18 protein-coding genes are annotated in these 18438 nt (G+C 61.6%); 11 read left to right on the plus strand and 7 right to left on the minus strand.

What is annotated here, in order from left to right:
- Positions 1-371 precede the first annotated feature (371 nt).
- Positions 372-1619: a DNA polymerase IV gene (gene dinB / locus B9Z34_RS04390; RefSeq protein WP_108427141.1), complete on the plus strand. Its 1248-nt coding sequence runs from the start codon at positions 372-374 to the stop codon at positions 1617-1619.
- Positions 1585-2427, plus strand: coding sequence for an enoyl-CoA hydratase-related protein (locus B9Z34_RS04395; protein ID WP_108427142.1), 843 nt, complete (start codon positions 1585-1587; stop codon positions 2425-2427). Before dinB ends, B9Z34_RS04395 begins: the two co-directional genes overlap by 35 nt.
- A gap of 32 nt (positions 2428-2459) precedes the next feature.
- Here B9Z34_RS04395 and B9Z34_RS04400 read toward each other — a convergent pair whose 3' ends face one another.
- Both B9Z34_RS04400 and B9Z34_RS04405 read right to left on the minus strand, forming a co-directional pair.
- Entirely contained in the window at positions 2460-2876 is a 417-nt protein-coding gene (locus tag B9Z34_RS04400; protein ID WP_108426911.1) for a type II toxin-antitoxin system VapC family toxin, read from the minus strand.
- On the minus strand, positions 2873-3130 hold the full coding sequence (locus B9Z34_RS04405; RefSeq protein WP_108426912.1) for a type II toxin-antitoxin system Phd/YefM family antitoxin: 258 nt from the start codon (positions 3128-3130) through the stop codon (positions 2873-2875). Before B9Z34_RS04405 ends, B9Z34_RS04400 begins: the two co-directional genes overlap by 4 nt.
- A 121-nt stretch (positions 3131-3251) precedes the next feature.
- On the opposite strand from B9Z34_RS04405, the gene B9Z34_RS04410 reads away from it, so the two are divergent.
- From B9Z34_RS04410 to B9Z34_RS04425, 4 genes are all read left to right on the plus strand, one after another.
- A complete protein-coding gene (locus B9Z34_RS04410; protein ID WP_108426913.1) occupies positions 3252-4304 on the plus strand; it encodes a histone deacetylase family protein in 1053 nt (350 codons plus the stop codon).
- Between the two features lie 75 nt (positions 4305-4379).
- Positions 4380-5081 (plus strand): hypothetical protein, encoded by a 702-nt coding sequence (locus B9Z34_RS04415; protein WP_108426914.1) that lies wholly within the window; start codon positions 4380-4382, stop codon positions 5079-5081.
- On the plus strand, positions 5078-6292 hold the full coding sequence (locus B9Z34_RS04420; protein WP_108426915.1) for a M48 family metalloprotease: 1215 nt from the start codon (positions 5078-5080) through the stop codon (positions 6290-6292). Before B9Z34_RS04415 ends, B9Z34_RS04420 begins: the two co-directional genes overlap by 4 nt.
- The gene (locus tag B9Z34_RS04425; protein ID WP_108426916.1) at positions 6289-6867 is read left to right on the plus strand and encodes a hypothetical protein; all 579 of its coding nucleotides are present in this window, start codon (positions 6289-6291) and stop codon (positions 6865-6867) included. The genes B9Z34_RS04420 and B9Z34_RS04425 overlap by 4 nt, the downstream gene beginning before the upstream one ends.
- 6 nt (positions 6868-6873) lie before the next feature.
- Here B9Z34_RS04425 and queF read toward each other — a convergent pair whose 3' ends face one another.
- A complete protein-coding gene (gene queF, locus B9Z34_RS04430; RefSeq protein ID WP_108426917.1) occupies positions 6874-7719 on the minus strand; it encodes an NADPH-dependent 7-cyano-7-deazaguanine reductase QueF in 846 nt (281 codons plus the stop codon).
- The gene (gene yaaA, locus B9Z34_RS04435) at positions 7716-8492 is read right to left on the minus strand and encodes a peroxide stress protein YaaA (RefSeq protein WP_108427143.1); all 777 of its coding nucleotides are present in this window, start codon (positions 8490-8492) and stop codon (positions 7716-7718) included. Before yaaA ends, queF begins: the two co-directional genes overlap by 4 nt.
- On the opposite strand from yaaA, the gene B9Z34_RS04440 reads away from it, so the two are divergent.
- The 3 genes from B9Z34_RS04440 (at position 8491) to B9Z34_RS04450 (ending at position 11530) form a co-directional block, all read left to right on the plus strand.
- A complete protein-coding gene (locus B9Z34_RS04440; RefSeq protein WP_108426918.1) occupies positions 8491-9186 on the plus strand; it encodes a pseudouridine synthase in 696 nt (231 codons plus the stop codon). The two genes, yaaA and B9Z34_RS04440, sit on opposite strands and share 2 nt — an antisense overlap.
- Positions 9187-9408: 222 nt before the next feature.
- Positions 9409-10530, plus strand: a complete 1122-nt coding sequence (locus B9Z34_RS04445) for an NADH:flavin oxidoreductase/NADH oxidase (RefSeq protein WP_108426919.1) — start codon at positions 9409-9411, stop codon at positions 10528-10530.
- A 28-nt stretch (positions 10531-10558) separates the two neighbouring features.
- Positions 10559-11530 (plus strand): tripartite tricarboxylate transporter substrate binding protein, encoded by a 972-nt coding sequence (locus B9Z34_RS04450; RefSeq protein WP_108426920.1) that lies wholly within the window; start codon positions 10559-10561, stop codon positions 11528-11530.
- A gap of 72 nt (positions 11531-11602) precedes the next feature.
- Here the strand turns inward: B9Z34_RS04450 and B9Z34_RS04455 are convergent, their stop codons facing one another.
- The 3 genes from B9Z34_RS04455 to B9Z34_RS04465 all read right to left on the minus strand — a co-directional run bounded on the left by B9Z34_RS04455 (position 11603) and on the right by B9Z34_RS04465 (position 14084).
- Positions 11603-12193, minus strand: coding sequence for a DUF3501 family protein (locus tag B9Z34_RS04455; protein WP_108426921.1), 591 nt, complete (start codon positions 12191-12193; stop codon positions 11603-11605).
- 11 nt (positions 12194-12204) lie between these two features.
- Positions 12205-13554, minus strand: a complete 1350-nt coding sequence (locus tag B9Z34_RS04460) for a (Fe-S)-binding protein (RefSeq protein WP_108426922.1) — start codon at positions 13552-13554, stop codon at positions 12205-12207.
- A 107-nt stretch (positions 13555-13661) separates the two neighbouring features.
- A complete protein-coding gene (locus B9Z34_RS04465) occupies positions 13662-14084 on the minus strand; it encodes a rubrerythrin family protein (protein ID WP_108426923.1) in 423 nt (140 codons plus the stop codon).
- A 330-nt stretch (positions 14085-14414) separates the two neighbouring features.
- Between B9Z34_RS04465 and B9Z34_RS04470 the strand changes: the two genes are divergently transcribed.
- Both B9Z34_RS04470 and galU read left to right on the plus strand, forming a co-directional pair.
- Positions 14415-17453: a valine--tRNA ligase gene (locus B9Z34_RS04470; RefSeq protein WP_108427144.1), complete on the plus strand. Its 3039-nt coding sequence runs from the start codon at positions 14415-14417 to the stop codon at positions 17451-17453.
- Between the two features lie 25 nt (positions 17454-17478).
- Positions 17479-18363, plus strand: coding sequence for a UTP--glucose-1-phosphate uridylyltransferase GalU (gene galU / locus B9Z34_RS04475; protein ID WP_108427145.1), 885 nt, complete (start codon positions 17479-17481; stop codon positions 18361-18363).
- The last annotated feature ends 75 nt before the right edge of the window (positions 18364-18438 follow it).

Consider the following 18438-nt stretch of genomic DNA (forward strand, 5'->3'; position numbering starts at 1 on the left):
TCGCGCCTAATCTTCGGGTGACCGATGCGATCAGGCGATGGCAGGACCTACGCTACCGTTTGGCTGAACCGAGCCGAAAACGCCGCTCACAGAGGGCAACGTTGCGTAAGATATTAAGTTAGCGCATATGCGCATTCGCGGGTATGACAGCTGAGTTGTCATTCCCGACTTCATCGCACCGCCATCAACTTTGTCATTCCCGACTCGATCGGGAATCCATCTTGGTCAAGCTGGATCCTCGGAGCAAGCCCGGGGATGACAAAATCTGGGGGCCATGTGCATGAGGCACCACCCAGCCTCATGAGGCACCGCCCAAAACGCACAAGCTCTCAGCCTTGACCCAGCCCACCCGCCGCATCGCCCACCTCGACATGGACGCGTTTTACGCGTCATGCGAGTTGCTGCGCTACCCGCAGCTCAAGGGCTTGCCCGTGGTCATTGGCGGCGGCAGGCGCAAAGAAGATGATTTGCTGAGCAAGCTGCAAGCCGCCTACCCCGAGGGCGAATGGTCCGAAGACACCTTTGCCGAGCAATTGGACCGCATCCCGGTCGACTTTTTCCCGCGCATCGAGGGCTACACCGGGCGCGGCGTGATCACCACCGCCACTTATGCGGCGCGGCAATTCGGCATCGGATCTGCCATGGGGCTGATGAAAGCTGCCAAGCTGTGTCCGCAGGCCATCCTGCTGCCTGTGGACTTTGACCGTTACCGGCATTACTCGCGCACCTTCAAAAGTATCATCACCGACATCGCGCCCGTCATGCAGGACCGCGGCGTGGACGAGGTCTACATCGACTTCGCCGAGGTGCCCGGTGGCCAGCGCGAAGGCGGGCGCGTGCTGGCGCGCCTCATCCAGAAAAGCATCTTCGACGCCACGGGCTTGACCTGCTCGATTGGCGTGGCGCCCAACAAGCTGATCGCCAAGATGGCCAGCGAATTCAACAAACCCAACGGCATCTCCATCGTGCTCGAGGCCGACCTGCAAACCCTGATCTGGCCGCTGGCCTGCCGCAAGATCAACGGCGTAGGCCCCAAGGCCGATGAAAAGCTCAAGGGCTTTGGCATCCACACCATCGGCGATCTGGCCGCCCGCGAGCTGTCCTGGCTGGTGGACAACTTTGGCAAAAGCTACGGCGCCTGGCTGCACGAGGCCGCCTGGGGCCGCGACGACCGCCCGGTCGAGACCGAGAGCGAACCCGTGAGCATGAGCCGCGAAACCACGTTTGAGCGCGACCTGCACGCCGTGCGCGACCGCGAAGAACTCGGGGCCGTTTTCACCCGGCTGTGCGAACAGGTGGCAGCTGATTTGCAGCGCAAAGGCTACGAAGGCAAAACCATCGGCATCAAGCTGCGCTATGACAACTTCCAGGCCGTGACGCGCGACCAAAGCCTGAGCGACTACACGGCCGACGCCAAACGCATCCGCCAAGTGGCGGGCCAATGCCTCAAACGCGTCGACCTGTCACGCCGCATACGGCTGCTGGGCGTGCGGGTGGGCTCGCTGGTCAAGGCGGGGACAGCGCCTACCCCCGGCGCCTCTTACAGTGAAGCCATTGCCAACCCACCACCCCAAGTGAATGACCATGGACAAACTCAACTGCTTTTCTTTGACGAATGAAGGCCACGTTGCACACCTGGTGATGAATCGCCCCGAGGCGATGAACACCATGCACCCCACGTTTTGGCGCGAGCTGCACGAGGTGCTGACCGACATCCACAAGGCAGGCACAGCCCGGGCGCTGGTGATCTCCAGCACAGGCAAACACTTCAGCGCGGGCATGGACCTGCAAACCTTTGGCAGCGCCATCCAGATGGACGACAGCAGCGCCGAAGGCCGCTCGGCTGTGTACGACCTGCTGACCGACATGCAGCACACCTTCACCCTGCTCGAAGAACTGCGCATCCCGGTGATCGCGGCTATCCACGGCGGCTGCATTGGCGGCGCGGTGGACATGGTGACCGCCTGCTGCATGCGTTATGCCTCAGCCGATGCGTTCTTCTGCATCCAGGAAATCAACATCGGCATGGTGGCCGACGTGGGCACGCTGCAGCGCCTGCCCAAGCTGCTGCCCATGGCGCTGGTCAAAGAACTGGCCTACACAGGCAGGCGCCTGGGCGCCGACAAGGCGCTGGCCCACGGCCTGGTCAACGACGTGCTGCCCACCCACGAAGCGGCTGTGGCCGCCGCCCTGCAAGCCGCTAAAGGAATCGCCAACAAACCGCCCGTGGCCATCTGGGGCACCAAGCAAGTGCTGCACTACGCCCGCGACCACAGCACCGAAGACAGCCTGCGCCACATGGGCTGGCTGCAAGGCGCGATCTGGAGCAACGCCAACGTGCGCGAAGCCATCAGCGCCTTCCAGCAAAAACGCGAAGCGAACTTTGCGCCGCTGCCAGCGCTCAAGGGGTTTCGGGAGTTTAGGTGAAGGCTTAGCCGAACCCCATGCAAAGTGTCTGATTACACCGGTGCAAACGGGTTAAACACCTCGAATCCCAGCGCCTGAAAGTCCGCCACATTCCGCGTCGCCACGGTCAGCCCATGCACCTTAGCTGTGGCGGCAATCATGGCATCTTCATACAAGGTGTCTGACTTTCGGTACATCAATTTCGCCCAAGCCGTGAAGGCTCCCGCGTCCATGGGTAAGACGTTGTAAGCGCCCGCCACCAAGGCCAGCCAGTCTTCAATTTGCTGAGCCTTGGCTGGGTCTTGTTCACGCGTCAGTTCGATGCCCGCTTGGATTTCCCCCAGAGTGACCGCCGACACGTAAAGCTGAGCATCATCCAGCGTTTCCAGCCAAGCCACAACGCCTCCATGCGGGCGTGGCTTGCGCAACTCTGACACCACATTGGTGTCCAGCAAATAGCGCTGCGTCACAGCAGCGGCTCCACAGGTCGCCGCTTGGCTTGCCCACGTGTCGGCACGATCAAATCGGTACGGGCCTGATCAGAGAGCAGCAGTTGCTTGAGAGAGGGGCGCGCTGCCGACTGCATACGCCGCCACTCATGCACGGGCACCAGCACGGCAGCTTCGGCACCGCGGCGGGTGACCATTTGAGGTCCCTCGACCAAGCACGCATCCAAAAACTCACTGAACCGCGCTTTCGCGTCTTGTACTGGCCATGTGTGCATCTCAGCCCCCTTAAACTAGTCAGCCATCTAGTCTGCTCATAAATCTTACCCCTGTCAAGGCAAACAACGGTTTGCCCTCCTTGGGCACTGGCACACTTGACCCCCAACAAGTCACAGACCCATGAAAATCTTCCACAACACCCTTCACAACCAACATTCAGGCCGCCAGGAAATGTTCAGGGGCCGCTTGGTCGATTGCCACGAAGTGCCGCAGCGACTGCAGCATGTGCTCGATGAACTGAACAAGCGCCCTGTCGGCACCTTGGTGCAGCCCGCAGCCGACCTGCCGCTGGACGCGGCTTTGCGCCGTGTGCACAGTGCCGACTATCTGGACTTTTTGGCCCGTGCATGGGGCGATTGGGTGGCGCTGGACCCAACCAATGCGGCGGTGGACGTCCTGCCCTCGGTCTGGCCGCTGGCTGCCGGGCACGGTTTTCGCACCGATGCGCCGCCGCTCAACTTTGCGGCGCGACTGGGGCAGTTTGCGTTTGACTCGGGCACGCCTTTGACGGCGGGCAGTTGGGTCGCCGCGCGCGAAGGCGCCGCCTGCGCATTGGCGGCCTCGCACGCGGTGCTGGGTGGCGACCGTTTTGCCAAGGCGCTGACCCGCCCACCGGGCCACCATGCAGGCCCCAACTACATGGGCGGTTATTGCTTCATCAACAACGCCGCCGTGGCGGCGCAGGCCCTGCGCGATGGTGGGCTGCAGCGCGTGGCCGTGCTGGATGTGGACTACCACCACGGCAACGGCACGCAGACTATTTTTTATGAGCGCAGCGATGTGTTCACCGCGTCCATCCACGGCGATCCGCGCACCGAATACCCGTTCTTTCTGGGCCATGCGGACGAGCGCGGCGCGGGGACAGGCGAGGGCTTCAACCTGAACCTGCCACTGCCGCGAGGCACCGGGTTTGAAGTCTGGTGGGCCACGCTGCAAACCGCCATGCAAGCCGTGAGCGACTTTGCACCGCAGGCACTGGTGGTACCACTGGGGCTGGACACGTTCGAGGGCGACCCGATCTCGGGCTTCAAGTTGCGCAGCGCGGATTACCTGCAGGTCGGCCGAGCGATTGCGCAATTGGGCTTGCCGACGGTGCTGACCTTTGAAGGCGGGTATGCGGTGGCCGAGGTGGGGGTGAACACGGTGAATGTGCTGGAAGGTTTGCGCGGCTGACCACCTGTCGTCAGCTCCTGTCATGGAACCTTCTATACTCCCAAAGTATTCACACCGTCATCGGAGAACAACGCCATGTTCCATCGGCTTTCCTGGCTCACAGGCCTGTTTTTGTCCTTGCTGCTGCACAGCGCAACGGGCTGGGCGCAATCGAAAAATCTGGCCCCTGGGTTCACCCGTCTGCCGGAACAAGCCCGGGTGGTGATCATGCCCGCCGATGTGGAGTTGTTTTCCATCAGCGCGGGCGGTGTGCAGGAGCCCCGTGCCGACTGGACCGAGCAAGCCCAAAAGCACCTGCAGCAGGAATTGCTGCACCAGCGCAGTAACCTGGCCCGGCAGGTGAGCCCACTGAAATCCGAACTGCAAGATCCCATGGCCGAGCTCAATGGCCTGCATGGCGCGGTGGCCCAGTCCATCTTTTTGCACCACATTCAGGGCATTTCCAAACTGCCTACCAAAAACGGGGAACTGCGCTGGACACTGGGTGAAGCCGTGAAAGACTTGCGCGACCAGACCCAGGCGGATTACGCCTTGTTTGTCTGGATACGCGACAGCTACGCCAGCGCCGAGCGCAAGGCTGCCATGATCGCCATGGCGTTTCTAGGTGTGGGCCTCACCGGTGGTGCGCAAGTGGGTTATGCCTCCCTGGTCAATCTCAAGGACGGCCAGGTAGTCTGGTTCAACGCCTTGAACCGCGCCAGCGGCGACTTGCGCGAAGCCAAAGCGGCCGAGGAAACGGTGCAGGTCTTGCTGAGGAACTTCCCAAGGGCGCCATGATGGAGCGGTCGCACATCCACCGACGTGGTTTTTTGCGGGCCACTTGCTGCCAAGGTTTGGGGCTGACGGGTCTGCTCGGGGCCAGTGGCGCTTGGGCGCAAAGCATTGATGCCCAAAAGGCCAGCCAAGCCCCATGGCAGTCGCTGCTGACCAGCCGCTTTGACCGCCCCCCTATCGACACGGACGAAGGTGGCCTGTGGGCCATGATGGACCGGGAAGAAGCCCGCCTTCGTCGCAGCTCGCAGGTGGTGCGCGACAGCCGGCTGCAAGACTACCTGCGAGACATGGTGTGCCGCCTGGTCGGCGACCACTGCCCGGACATCCGGGTGCACATCGTGCGCACACCGTTCTTCAATGCCACCATGGCCCCCAACGGCATGATGCAGATCTGGAGTGGCCTGTTGCTGCGCGTGGACAACGAAGCCCAGCTGGCGGCCGTCATTGGTCACGAAATAGGCCATTACCTGGAGCGGCATTCTCTGGAGCGGCTGCGCGATATGAAGTCTCGTGCGGCTTTTGGCCAGTTCATCGGCATGTTTGGCGCGGTGGGTGCACTGGCGCAGTTGGGCGTGTTGGCCGGAGCCTTTGCATTTTCGCGCGAGCACGAAACCCGGGCCGATGTGTTGGGCATGCAATTGCTCAAGCGTGCAGGCTACCGCGCCCAGGAGGCGGCCCAGGTCTGGGACAACCTGCTCGGCGAATTGCAGATCCGCGGTGGCACCGATGTGGGCCAGCGCAGCCCCATGATGGCCACACACCCCCCGGTGGCCACCCGGCGCGACGACCTGCTCAAGCTGGCAGGCGATGACACGGGCGAAACCCGAGCCGAAACGCTGGCGCAAATGTTGGCACCGCACCGACTGGACTGGATCCATGACGAAATCCGGCGTGGTCAGCACGAAGAAAGCCTGGTCCTTTTTGGGCGCATGGTCAAAACCCGACCCAGCGATGCGCAGGCTTGGTACGGGCGGGGAGAAATCTACCGCCAACGTGGTCAGGACATGGACTTGCCGCTGGCCCTGAAGGATTTGCAGCAAGCTGTTCAATTGCCCGATGCGCCTGCGGTGACGCACCGATCTTTGGGCCTGATCCACAAGCAACAGGCTCAAAAACCCGAGGCCTTGGCTTCGTTTGAAAAATACCTCCAACTTGCCCCGCAAGCACCAGACTCGGCTTTGGTGCGCAGCTACATCACGGAACTCCAGTCATGAAAAAAATCGCCGCATTGAGCCTGGCGCTGATCCTGAGCGCTTGCACCACGGTCACGCAAATCGAGGGCGAGCAACGCTTGGGTAACCGGCTGAGCCTGACACTGCCCAGCGCTTGGAACAAGTTTTCTCAACCTGCGAGCGTGCCCTTCGAAGTCTGGACCCAAGAAGGGATCATGCTCGATCAGCTGCGGATCTGGGCCGCTGTCAAACCCGATCAAGCCCTGATCATCAAGCCTGCATCCGATGGCACCAAAGCTGCCAAAGCACCTGTCTTTAAACCGGGCCTGCGGCCAGACCAATGGGTGGCGCTGCTGGAGACGAGCTACGCGTCCGATGGCTCCACCGTCCATGTTGACAAAGTAGAGCCCTCCACATGGGCAGGGATGAAAGCCGTTCGGTTTGAGTTTTCAATGACCCGCAAACACGATGACCTGGCTTTCAGAGGCGTGGGCTGGGCCACCGAGCAAGACCAGCATTTCTTTGCAGCTGTGTTCACCGCGCCCCGCCTGCACTTTTATGGCCAGTTGCTGCCCAAAGTGGAAGCCGTGGTCCAGACCGCCCGCTTCAGCAAGTGAGGGCGCTCACTGCCGAGCCGTGCGCACATTGGGCGGCAACGCACCCGGTGCGCTGGTACGCCAGGGGTTGATGTCCAGCCCGCCGCGCCGGGTGTAGCGGGCATAGACCGTGAGTTTGGTGGGTTTGCAGCGTGTCCAGATGTCCATGAAGATGCGCTCGACGCATTGCTCATGGAACTCGTTGTGGTTGCGAAAACTCACGATGTATTGCAGCAGGCCCGCCTGGTCGATCTGCGGGCCGCTGTAGCTGATCTGCACGCTGCCCCAGTCGGGCTGGCCTGTCACCAAACAATTACTTTTGAGCAGGTGACTGACCAGCGTTTCGGTGACCGGCTGCTCGTCCTGGTTGGCCGTGAGCAAATCGGGCGCGGGCTGATAGCGGCTGCATTCGATGTCCATGCGGTCCAGGTTCAGGCCGTCCAGCTCGTGCACGGGCTCGGCGTCAAATTGCTCATGCAGCAGCAGCTTCACGCCCACGCTGGCTTGCACCGCACCGCCGTGCCAGATGGCCGCGCTGATGTCGCGGCGGATCATGTCGCGCGCCACATCAGCGCTCTCCAGCCGCGTGTTGTTGAAACTGTTCAGATACAGCTTGAAAGACTTGCTCTCCACAATGTGTGTGCTTTCAGCGGGCACCGTGATGTGCGCCAGCGCCACTTGCGGCTTGCCTTTGGGGTTGAGCCAGGACAGCTCGAACGCGGTCCATAAGTCAGCCCCAAAAAACACGGGCTGCCCGGTGACGCCGATCTCGGCCCGCTTGGTGGCGCGGGGGATGGGAAACAGCAGACTCGCGTCGTACTGGTCCACATAGGCGCTGGACTTGCCCAGCTGCGATTGTTCGGGGGTGTTCATGCTTGCACTTTTCTGCGAAAGACCAATCGGTCCGGCTCGGACACGGCCGGGTCGTAGGCATAGCCTTCCAGGTCAAAACCCAGTAAACCTTCGGGGTGGCTGATGCGGTTTTGAATCGCATACCGCGCCATCAAGCCACGCGCCCGCTTGGCGTTGAAGCTGATGATCTTGTATTTGCCGCCCTTGAAGTCCTCGAACACGCACTCGATCACCCGGGCTTTGAGGGTTTTGAGGTCCACCGACTTGAAGTACTCCTGCGAAGCCAGGTTGACGATGACCGGGGTTTTGTCTTTGGCCAGTTGCGCGTTCAGGTACTCGGCAATCTGCGGCCCCCAGAACTTGTAGAGGTTGCTGCCCTTGTCGGTCTGCAGCGTGGTGCCCATCTCCAGGCGGTAGGGTTGCATCCAGTCCAGCGGGCGCAACACGCCGTACAAACCACTCAAAATGCCCACATGGGCCTGGGCCCACTCCAGGTCTTGCGCAGACAGGGTCTTGGCGTCCAGGCCCTCGTACACATCGCCATTGAAGGCCAGCACGGCTTGCTTGGAATTTTTGGCGGTGAACTTCGGGCTCCAGGCTTCGTAGCGGGCCACGTTCAGGGCCGACAGCGCGTCCGACAGGTCCATCAACTCGGCGATTTGCTGGGGAGACTTTTGGCGCAGCACCTCGATCAGGGCCTGCGATTGCGGCACGAACTGCGGCAGCGTGTGGGGCACGCACGCTGCGGGGGTTTCGTAGTCCAGAGATTTGGCGGGTGACAATAAGAACAACATGCTCGACATCCTTTACCTGGACGATTATCTTGCAGCCGTGACCAAGCCGCCCGGCCTGCTGGTGCATCGCACTGGTTTGGACGCGGGTGAAACCCGGTTTGCCCTGCAAATGTTGCGCGACCAACTCGGCCGCCCGGTCTGGCCCGCGCACCGCCTGGACAAAGGCACCAGCGGCGTGCTGCTGTTTGCCCTGAACCCCGAAACCGCCCGATCGCTGGGCCAGGTCTTTGAAAGCGGCGATGGCCTGCAAAAAACCTACCGCGCCGTGGTGCGTGGCTGGCCCGCCGATGAGGGCTTGATCGACCACCCCTTAAAGCGCATGCCCGACGACATGCGCACCGAGCGCCTGGAGGCGCAACCCGCCCAAAGCCGCTTTACCAGTTTGCGCCGCTTCGAGCTCCCCCTGCCCCAGCAAGGCTTTGCCAGCACCCGCTGCGCCGAACTGGCCCTGCACCCCCTCACGGGCCGCCGCCACCAGCTGCGCCGCCACATGAAGCACATCGCCCATCCCATCATTGGCGACGCCACCCACGGCAAAGGGCCGCTCAACCGGGCGGTGGCGGGTTTGCTTGGGCTGCAGCGCTTGTGGTTGCATGCAGAGAGTCTGACACTGCCCCACCCGGTGAACGGGCAGCGGCTGCAACTGGAATCGCCCTTGCCTGAAGAATGGGCACTTTGGAACGCTTTTGGCTAACGAGAAGTGATTCCAGACTTGACCCATCAGCCGTCATCCCGGGCTTGACCCGGGATCCATCCCCTTTTTATATCTTCCCCTGAATACATGGACCCCGGATCAAGTCCGGGGTGACAGGGGTGATGTCACCCAACGGATAAGCGTCTTGCCAGTTTTCCATAAGATGCACGGCTGCGCTTGCTACCGCGAGCCAAGACTTAACCGACCGCGACAAAACACCCCATGAGCCTGCTTTTCACGCCTTTCACCTTCCACGCGCCCTCCGGCCCCCTTACCTTGCCCAACCGCATCGTGATCGCGCCCATGTGCCAGTACTCGGCCCACCACGGCCAGGCCACCGACTGGCACCTGACGCACTGGACCAACATGCTCAACAGCGGCGCGGGCCTGTTCACCATCGAGGCCACGGCCGTGTCGGCCGTGGGCCGCATCAGCCCCGGGTGTCTGGGCCTGTGGGACGACGCCACCCAAGCGGCGCTGGCCGACAAACTGCACCGTGCCCGACGCCTGGCCCCCGCCATGCCCGTGTGCATCCAGATCAGCCATGCGGGCCGCAAGGCATCGAGTGCAGCCCCGTGGAACGGCGGCATGCTGATCGCCCCCGAAAACGGCGGCTGGCAAACCGTGGCCCCCAGCGCCCTGCCCCACCTGCCGCAAGAAGCTGCGCCCACCGAACTGAGCCTGGCCGACATCGCGCAAATCAAGGCCGACTTCGTCAACACCGCCCGGCGCAGCCAAGAGCTGGGCATCGAGGCGGTGGAGCTGCACGCCGCGCACGGCTATTTGCTGCACCAGTTTTTGTCGCCTATTTCCAACCAGCGCACCGACGCGTATGGCGGCTCGTTTGAAAACCGCATCCGCTTTCCGCTGGAGGTGTTCAAAGCCGTGCGCGAGGCCTTTGGCGGCACGCTGGGCATGCGCATCTCGGGCACCGACTGGGTCGACGGCGGCTGGACGGTGGAAGAAACCGCCGAGCTGTCCGTTCTGCTCAAGCAAGCCGGGGCGCAGTTCGTGCACATCTCGTCGGGCGGTGTCTCGCCTCAGCAAAAAATTGCCATTGGTCCCGAGTACCAGGTGCACCTGGCCAAAGCGGTCAAAGAAGCATCGGCCCTGACCACCATCGCCGTGGGCCTGATCACCGAGCCCGCCCAGGCCGAGGCCGTGCTGCAACGTGGCGACGCCGATCTGGTGGCGCTGGCGCGCTCTTTCCTGTACAAGCCACGCTGGGGCTGGGAAGCCGCTGTGGCCTTGGACGGCACGGTCGATGCCCAACACCAGTACTGGCGCAGCTTGCCCCGCGAAGCCAAAAACATTTTCAACGACGCCAAAATTGGCATGCGCTGATTTCCAAACCTCAAAAAGAAAGAGACATATGAACACTCGCCGTCAATTTTCCAAACTGCTGGCCGTGGCCAGCTTGTGCGCCCCCATGGCCCTGATGGCCCAGGCCTTCCCCAGCAAACCCATCACCCTGGTCGTGCCCGTGCCGCCAGGCGGCTTGGTCGACACCTCAGCCCGCCTGATTTCTGAGCCTCTTAGCCGCCTGATCGGCCAGTCCATCGTGGTGGAAAACAAGGGCGGCGCCAGCGGCAACCTGGCTTATCAACAAGTGGCCCGCGCGCCCAAAGACGGCCACACATTGCTGGTGTCGTACTCGGGTTACCACGTGGCCAACCCGATCCTGATGAGCAAGCTGCCCTGGGAGCTGAAAGACCTGACGCCCGTGGGCCTGATCACCGTGGCCACCAACGTGGTGGCGGTGCACCCCTCGGTACCGGTGAACAACATGAAGGAGTTCATTGCTTACGCCAAACAAAACCCCGGCAAGCTGAACTACGCCTCGCAGGGCAATGGCTCGGTCTCGCACATTGGCACCGAAATCTTCAAACAGCAAACCGGGGTGAACCTGGTGCATGTGCCTTACAAAGGTTCGGGCCAGGCCATTGCCGACGTGTTGGCTGGGCAAGTGCAGGTGTTCATGACCACCCCGCCTTCGGTGATGCAGCACATCCAGGCAGGCAAGCTCAAGGCGCTGGCCGTCACGGGTAAAAAACGCCATACCGGCATGCCCCAGGTGCCCACCATGGCGGAGGCCGGCTACCCCAACTTTGACCTCGAATCCTGGGTGGCCCTGTACGCCCCAGCAGGCACACCTGCTGCTGCAGTCAATCAACTGGCCGATTCTGTCAAACGCAGCCTGGACCTGCCCGAGAGCAAACAACGCGCCGACCAGGCAGGTATCGAGGTGCGCTTTGTGGCCCCGGCCGACATGACCAAAATTCTGGACCGCGACATCTCCGACTGGACCCAAGCCATCAAAGCGGCCAACATCAAGCTGGACTGAGCGCCAGACATCAAAAAGCCGGAGCAGGCCATGGGGCCTGCTCCGGCTTTTTTGTTGGCGGATCGGTGCGGCTTACTTCAGGTCGCCCGCCAGGCTGGCCAAAGTATCGGCCGCGATTTCGATGTGCGAGGGGTAGTGCGTGTGGTCGCAGCCGAGCTTGACACCCGCACCCGCTTTCACGGCCGCACGCATGGTCGGCGTCAATTCAAAACGCACAAAGTGCACGGCCGAGGTCTTTTCATCGGTCTCACGGTCCAGGTCTTCGTCGGCAATGGCGTACACACGGCCATGGCCTTCCACTTCGACAAACATGCGGTCTTCCACGCCGATCAGTTTGGCCAGCTCGCGCTTGCGCTCGTTGATGTCGGTGTACTCGATCATCATGGTGGCTTTCCAGTTGCTGCCGTCCGGCACGAGAGGGGCGTAGGCCTCGATCTCCTGCAGGATGCCCTCCTCTTCGAAGACTTTTTCGATGCGCAGCATCTCCTGAATCTGGTAGCGGATGGTGGTCTCGCTCTCGAACTGCATGTTGATGTGCTCACCCAGCTGCACGCTGCGCAGTTTGCGGTGGGCAATCACCTCGGGCTTGTGGACCTTGCGCCACTTGGTGTAGGCCTCCAAAGACATTAGGGTCTCGGGCGTGATTTTTCCGGTCAGTTGCATGGCGGTGTTCCTTATTTGAGACCGTAGGCTTTGCGCACCAGGGTCAAGGGGTGGTTCAGTTCGGGCGCGCCCAGGCCATTGACCTCAAAGCCCTGGGCAATGTGGTGGCCGCCCAGCGGGCAGTCGGAGCTGATGAAGTCGGGCTTGGAGCCGTCCTTCATGGTGGCCATGGCCTTGAACACCGGTTTGCCGATCTTCATCGCCATCTCGTGCGAGCCTTTTTTCACGCCGTAGGTGCCGGCATGGCCCGAGCAGCGCTCGATAGTGTTGATCTCGGTGTCCGGGATCATCTTGAGCATTTCTTCGGTTTTGCGGCCGATGTTCTGCACCCGGCCATGGCACGGGATCTGGTAGCTCACATTGCCCAGCTTTTGCGGGAATTCGGTCTTGAGCAAGCCATCGCGCTTGCGGGCCATGAAGTACTCAAACGGGTCCCACATCGCGTCCTTGACCAGCTGGGTGTCGGCGCAATCCGGGAACATCAGCGGGATTTCCTGCTTGAACATCAAGGCGCAACTGGGCACGGCCGCCATGATGGCGAAGCCGTCCTTGGCGTACTTGGCCAGCACCGGGATGTTGGCTTCTTTGGAGGCCTTGACCGAGTCCAGATCACCCAACTCCAGCTTGGGCATGCCGCAGCACTTTTCTTTCTCAACCAGCACGTACGGGATCTCGTTGTGGTCCAGGATTTTGAGCAAGTCGTGGCCGATGCCGGGCTCGTTGTAGTTGATGTAGCAAGTCGAATAGATGGCGACTTTACCGGGCGTCTTTTCGCCATCCACCACTTTGGACGCCTTGGCATCGGGTGCGCTGGAACGGAACTTTTTGGTGGCCAGCGAAGGCAGCCAGGCGTTCTTGTCCACGCCCGCCACGCTTTCCATCACGCTGCGGGCCGCTTCGGTCTTGTTGATGGCGTTGACCGCCTGCACCACGATCGGGATGCCCGCAAACGAGCCGTGTGTGTCGGTGGAGGCCAAAAACTTTTCGGCTGCGCCCACTTCACCCTTCTTGAACTTGATGGCCTTGGCCCGCAGCATGGTGTGCGGGAAGTCCAGATTCCACTCGTGCGGCGGTGTGTAGGGGCATTTGGTCATGTAGCACAGGTCGCACATGAAGCACTGGTCCACCACTTTCCAGTAGTCCTTCTTGTCGACGCCATCGACTTCCATGGTGCTGCTTTCGTCCACCAGGTCGAACAAGGTGGGGAAAGAATTGCACAGGCTCACACAGCGGCGGCAACCGTGGCAGATGTCAAAAATGCGCTCGAGCTCGTCGAAGCATTTTTCTTCGTTGTAGAAATCGGGGTTCTCCCATCCGAGGGCATGTCGTGTGGGGGCTTCGAGGTTGCCTTCTTTGGCCATGTTGTGCTCCTTTGGGATTTTTTTAGGGTTTTTCTGAAGACTCTGCAGCCGAGCCCTGAGAAAAACCCGCTGCACCTTGCGGGGCAGCGGGTGACGTCATGGGGGAATCAATCCACCAATTCGTTCAGGGCCTTCTGGTAACGGTTGGCGTGTGAACGCTCAGCCTTGGCCAGGGTCTCGAACCAGTCGGCGATTTCGTCAAAACCTTCTTCGCGAGCGGTCTTGGCCATGCCGGGGTACATGTCGGTGTACTCATGGGTTTCACCCGCCACAGCCGAAGCCAGGTTCTGGCGTGTGGAGCCAATGGGCAGACCGGTTGCGGGGTCGCCGGATTGCTCCAGGAACTCCAGGTGACCATGGGCGTGACCTGTTTCACCTTCTGCGGTGGAACGGAACAGGGCTGCCACGTCGTTCTGACCTTCAACGTCAGCTTTGTTCGCGAAGTACAAATAGCGACGGTTGGCCTGGGATTCGCCTGCGAAGGCGTCTTTCAGGCATTGTTCCGTGCGCGAGCCTTTGAGTGCTGCCATGGATATCTCCTTGTGGGTTTTGATTGAATGGCTCTGGCAGGATCGCCAGAGACGACATAGATTAACTCTGTACTGTCCAGTCTGCCCAATAGATTGATGCAATGACTCCGATTAGTCAGCGCTATTGACCCGGAGGATTGATAAATATCAACAAAGCACCGAGGGCGCCGCCATCGGCCTCCTGTTCCGGGGCGCAGCCCGTGATCAGCGTGGCCTCACGGTCCCCACGGAGGGCCTGCATGGGCTGGGTAAAATCAATCCTTTGGGACCGCACACGGTCCTGCACGGCATCTGCTGAGCTGCCGTTTTCTTTTGGAAAAAGACCCCGCCATGAGCAACGCCCCCGCCACCCCGGTCCACCAGCCCGGGCTTGAGAGCCTGTCCAAATCGTTCGAACCTGCCGCCCTCGAAGCGCATTGGGGCCCCGAATGGGAAAAGCGCGGCTACGGCGTGGCCGGTTTCCGTGGCACACAGGCCGCCAAAGACGGTGCGCCAGCGTTTGCCATCCAGCTGCCCCCGCCCAACGTGACGGGCACCCTGCACATGGGCCACGCCTTCAACCAGACCATCATGGACTCGTTGACGCGTTACCACCGCATGATGGGTTTCAACACCGCCTGGATTCCCGGCACCGACCACGCGGGCATCGCCACGCAGATCGTGGTCGAGCGCCAGCTCCAAGCCAAAGGCATCAGCCGCCACGACATGGGCCCCACGCCTGCCGAGGCACGCAAGAACTTCGTGAGCAAGGTCTGGGAGTGGAAGGAAGAATCCGGCAACACCATCACCAGCCAAATGCGCCGCATGGGCGACAGCGTGGACTGGAGCCGCGAATACTTCACGATGGACCTCAAGCTGTCCCAAACGGTGACCGAGACCTTTGTGCAGCTGTACGAGCAAGGTCTGATCTACCGCGGCAAGCGCCTGGTGAACTGGGACCCGGTGCTGATGAGCGCGGTGTCCGACCTCGAAGTCGAGAGCGAAGAAGAAGACGGCTCGATGTGGCACATCCGCTATGACTTGGCCGATGGCAGTGGCTCACTAACCGTAGCGACCACCCGCCCCGAGACCCTGCTCGGCGACGTGGCCGTGATGGTGCACCCCGAAGACGAGCGTTACAGCGCCCTGATCGGCAAGCAAGTCAACCTGCCCCTGTGCGGCCGTACCATCCCTGTGATTGCCGACGAGTACGTGGACAAGGCCTTCGGCACGGGCGTGGTCAAGGTCACGCCCGCGCACGACACCAACGACTACCAAGTCGGCCAGCGCCACAAACTCGAGATGATCTGCGTGCTGAACCTGGACGCGACCATCAACGCCAACGCACCCGAGAAATACCGGGGCCTCGACCGCTTCGTGGCCCGCAAGGCCGTGGTGGCCGACTTGGAGGCCGCAGGCGCTTTGGTCGAGGTGAAAAAACACAAACTCATGGTGCCCCGCTGCGCCCGCACGGGCCAGGTGATCGAGCCCATGCTGACCGACCAATGGTTCGTCGCGATGAACCAGGTCGGCAAAGGCGACGCCACCGGCAAGAGCATTGCGCAAAAAGCCATTGACGCGGTGCAATCCGGCCAAGTGAGCTTTGTGCCCGAGAACTGGGTCAACACCTACAACCAGTGGATGAACAACATCCAGGACTGGTGCATCTCGCGCCAGTTGTGGTGGGGCCACCAGATTCCCGCTTGGTACGACGAAGATGGCAACGTGTACGTTGCACGCAACGAAGCCGAAGCACAAGCCAAGGCCCCAGGCAAAACGCTCAAGCGTGATGAAGATGTGCTCGACACTTGGTACTCGAGTGCACTGGTCCCATTCAGTACCATGGGCTGGGGCAATGACGAGAACACACGCAACGCAGCTGGCGAGCGTGCCGGGACCGGACGCCGCGACATTGCGAGCGAAGCGAGTGGGAGCAAGACCGGTTCCGGCACGCTCGCCAGCGGAACCAACGCCACAACGAATAGCAACACCAACAACAGCCCAAGCGACTACGACCTCTACCTCCCCAGCAGCGTCCTGGTCACCGGCTACGACATCATCTTCTTCTGGGTCGCCCGGATGATCATGATGACCACGCACTTCACAGGTCGCGTCCCCTTCAAGCATGTCTACATCCACGGCCTGGTGCTCGACGCCCAAGGCAAGAAGATGAGCAAGTCCGAGGGTAACGTGCTCGACCCGGTCGACCTGATCGACGGCATCACGCTCGAACCCCTGCTCGAAAAACGCACCCAAGGCCTGCGCAAACCCGAGACCGCGCCCAAGGTCCGCAAGCAAACGGAAAAAGAGTTCCCCGAAGGCATCCCGGCCTACGGCGCCGACGCCCTGCGCTTCACCTTCGCGGCGCTCGCGTCGTTGGGCCGCAGCATCAACTTCGACTCCAAGCGCTGCGAGGGCTACCGCAACTTCTGCAACAAACTCTGGAACGCCACCCGCTTTGTGCTGATGAACTGCGAAGGCCAGGACTGCGGCCTCAAAGAGCACACGAAAGCCGAATGCGAAGTGGGCGGCCCGGTGCACGGCTATTTGGCCTTCAGCCAGGCCGACCGCTGGATCAGCTCACAGCTGCAGCGCATCGAGGCCGACGTGGCCAAAGGCTTTGCCGAATACCGCCTCGACAACGTGGCCAACACGATTTACGACTTCGTCTGGAACGAATTCTGTGACTGGTACCTGGAAATCGCCAAAGTGCAGATCAACACCGGAGACGACGCGCAAAAACGCGCGACGCGCCGCACCCTGATCCGCACGCTCGAGACCATCATGCGCCTGGCGCACCCGATCATCCCCTTCATCACCGAAGAGCTTTGGCAAAAAGTGTCGGTCGTCGCTGGCCGTCCGGGTGAGTCGGTCAGCATCGCGGCCTACCCCGTGAGCCAACCCGAGCGCATCGACGAGGCCGCCGAGGCCCATGTGGCCAAGCTCAAGACCCTGGTCGACGCCTGCCGCAACCTGCGCGGCGAGATGAACGTCTCGCCCGCCACCCGCATGCCCCTGTATGTGTTGGGCGACACCGCCTTCATGCAAAGTGTGGCACCTGTGCTGCAGTCGCTCGCCAAGCTGAGCGAAGTCAAAGTGTTTGACACCGAAGCCGAATGGGCCGCTGCCGCGCAAGCCGCGCCTGTGGCGGTGGTCGGCGAAGCGCGTCTGTGCCTGTTCATCGAAGTGGATGTGGCTGCCGAAAAAATTCGCCTGGCCAAAGAAGCCGCCCGCCTCGAAGGCGAAATCGCCAAAGCCAACGCCAAGCTAGGCAACGAGGCCTTTGTGGCCAAAGCCCCGCCAGCCGTGCTGGACGAAACCAAGAAGCGCGTGGCCGACTTCGGGGCCACGCTCGACAAAATTCGCCAACAACTTCAGCGCCTGGGCTGATACAGCCTTGACCATCGGAGACACCATGAGCCAGAACGTCATTCGCAAAGCCGTCTTCCCGGTGGCAGGCCTGGGCACCCGCTTTTTACCCGCCACCAAAGCCGCTCCCAAAGAGATGCTGCCGGTGGTCGACAAACCCTTGATCCAGTATGCGGTGGAAGAAGCCTACAGCGCGGGCGTGCGCCACATGATCTTTGTCACGGGCCGCAGCAAGCGGGCCATCGAAGACCATTTCGACACCGCTTACGAACTCGAAAACGAACTCGAAGCGGCCCACAAGGACGAACTGCTGGCCCTGGTGCGCTCCGTCCAGCCCGACGACATGGTCTGCGCCTATGTGCGCCAGCCCCGCTCGCTGGGTCTGGGTCACGCGGTCTTGTGCGCCGAAGCCATGGTGGGGAACGAGCCTTTTGCTGTGCTGCTGGCCGATGACCTGATGGTGGGCTTGCAAGGCGGCCCTTCGGTGCTCAGCCAAATGGTGGCGGCGCATACCCAGCAAGGCCACTCCATTCTGGCTGTGCAGGAAGTACCGCTGGAACACGTCAAACGCTACGGCATCGTGGCGGGCGAACCCGCAGGCAAACAGCTCATCCGCGTTGAAAAAATCGTGGAAAAACCCAGCCCGGACAAAGCGCCATCCCGCATGGGCGTGGCGGGCCGCTACATCCTCACGCCGGGCATCTTCGAGGAAATCCGCAACCAACCTACCGGTGTGGGTGGCGAGATCCAGCTGACCGATGCGATTGCCCGGTTGATGCAGCGCGAAGCGGTTTACGCCTTCCAGTACGAAGGCAAGCGCTACGACTGCGGCAGCAAGGAGGGTTTTCTGGAAGCCACAGTGGAACTGGCCTTGCAACACCCGCAAGTGGGCACGTCGTTCCGCGACTACCTCAAGGGTTTGACCCTCTGATCAGCTCCCTGTGGGAGCGAGCCCCCGCTCGCGAATGGTGCTTAAGCCATGGCCATCATTCGGCCGCAGGGGCGG

The organism is Limnohabitans sp. Hippo3 (assembly GCF_003063665.1).
Lineage (GTDB): Bacteria > Pseudomonadota > Gammaproteobacteria > Burkholderiales > Burkholderiaceae_C > Limnohabitans_A.

What these genes read in the sequence shown, in the direction of transcription:
- dinB (WP_108427141.1), top strand. Translation starts at nt 372, where the DNA reads ATGGACGCGTTTTACGCGTCATGCGAGTTGCTGCGCTACCCGCAGCTC.
- B9Z34_RS04395 (WP_108427142.1), top strand. Translation starts at nt 1,585, where the DNA reads ATGGACAAACTCAACTGCTTTTCTTTGACGAATGAAGGCCACGTTGCA.
- B9Z34_RS04405 (WP_108426912.1), bottom strand. Translation starts at nt 3,130, where the DNA reads ATGCACACATGGCCAGTACAAGACGCGAAAGCGCGGTTCAGTGAGTTT.
- B9Z34_RS04410 (WP_108426913.1), top strand. Translation starts at nt 3,252, where the DNA reads ATGAAAATCTTCCACAACACCCTTCACAACCAACATTCAGGCCGCCAG.
- B9Z34_RS04415 (WP_108426914.1), top strand. Translation starts at nt 4,380, where the DNA reads ATGTTCCATCGGCTTTCCTGGCTCACAGGCCTGTTTTTGTCCTTGCTG.
- B9Z34_RS04420 (WP_108426915.1), top strand. Translation starts at nt 5,078, where the DNA reads ATGATGGAGCGGTCGCACATCCACCGACGTGGTTTTTTGCGGGCCACT.
- B9Z34_RS04425 (WP_108426916.1), top strand. Translation starts at nt 6,289, where the DNA reads ATGAAAAAAATCGCCGCATTGAGCCTGGCGCTGATCCTGAGCGCTTGC.
- queF (WP_108426917.1), bottom strand. Translation starts at nt 7,719, where the DNA reads ATGAACACCCCCGAACAATCGCAGCTGGGCAAGTCCAGCGCCTATGTG.
- B9Z34_RS04440 (WP_108426918.1), top strand. Translation starts at nt 8,491, where the DNA reads ATGCTCGACATCCTTTACCTGGACGATTATCTTGCAGCCGTGACCAAG.
- yaaA (WP_108427143.1), bottom strand. Translation starts at nt 8,492, where the DNA reads ATGTTGTTCTTATTGTCACCCGCCAAATCTCTGGACTACGAAACCCCC.
- B9Z34_RS04445 (WP_108426919.1), top strand. Translation starts at nt 9,409, where the DNA reads ATGAGCCTGCTTTTCACGCCTTTCACCTTCCACGCGCCCTCCGGCCCC.
- B9Z34_RS04450 (WP_108426920.1), top strand. Translation starts at nt 10,559, where the DNA reads ATGAACACTCGCCGTCAATTTTCCAAACTGCTGGCCGTGGCCAGCTTG.
- B9Z34_RS04455 (WP_108426921.1), bottom strand. Translation starts at nt 12,193, where the DNA reads ATGCAACTGACCGGAAAAATCACGCCCGAGACCCTAATGTCTTTGGAG.
- B9Z34_RS04460 (WP_108426922.1), bottom strand. Translation starts at nt 13,554, where the DNA reads ATGGCCAAAGAAGGCAACCTCGAAGCCCCCACACGACATGCCCTCGGA.
- B9Z34_RS04465 (WP_108426923.1), bottom strand. Translation starts at nt 14,084, where the DNA reads ATGGCAGCACTCAAAGGCTCGCGCACGGAACAATGCCTGAAAGACGCC.
- B9Z34_RS04470 (WP_108427144.1), top strand. Translation starts at nt 14,415, where the DNA reads ATGAGCAACGCCCCCGCCACCCCGGTCCACCAGCCCGGGCTTGAGAGC.
- galU (WP_108427145.1), top strand. Translation starts at nt 17,479, where the DNA reads ATGAGCCAGAACGTCATTCGCAAAGCCGTCTTCCCGGTGGCAGGCCTG.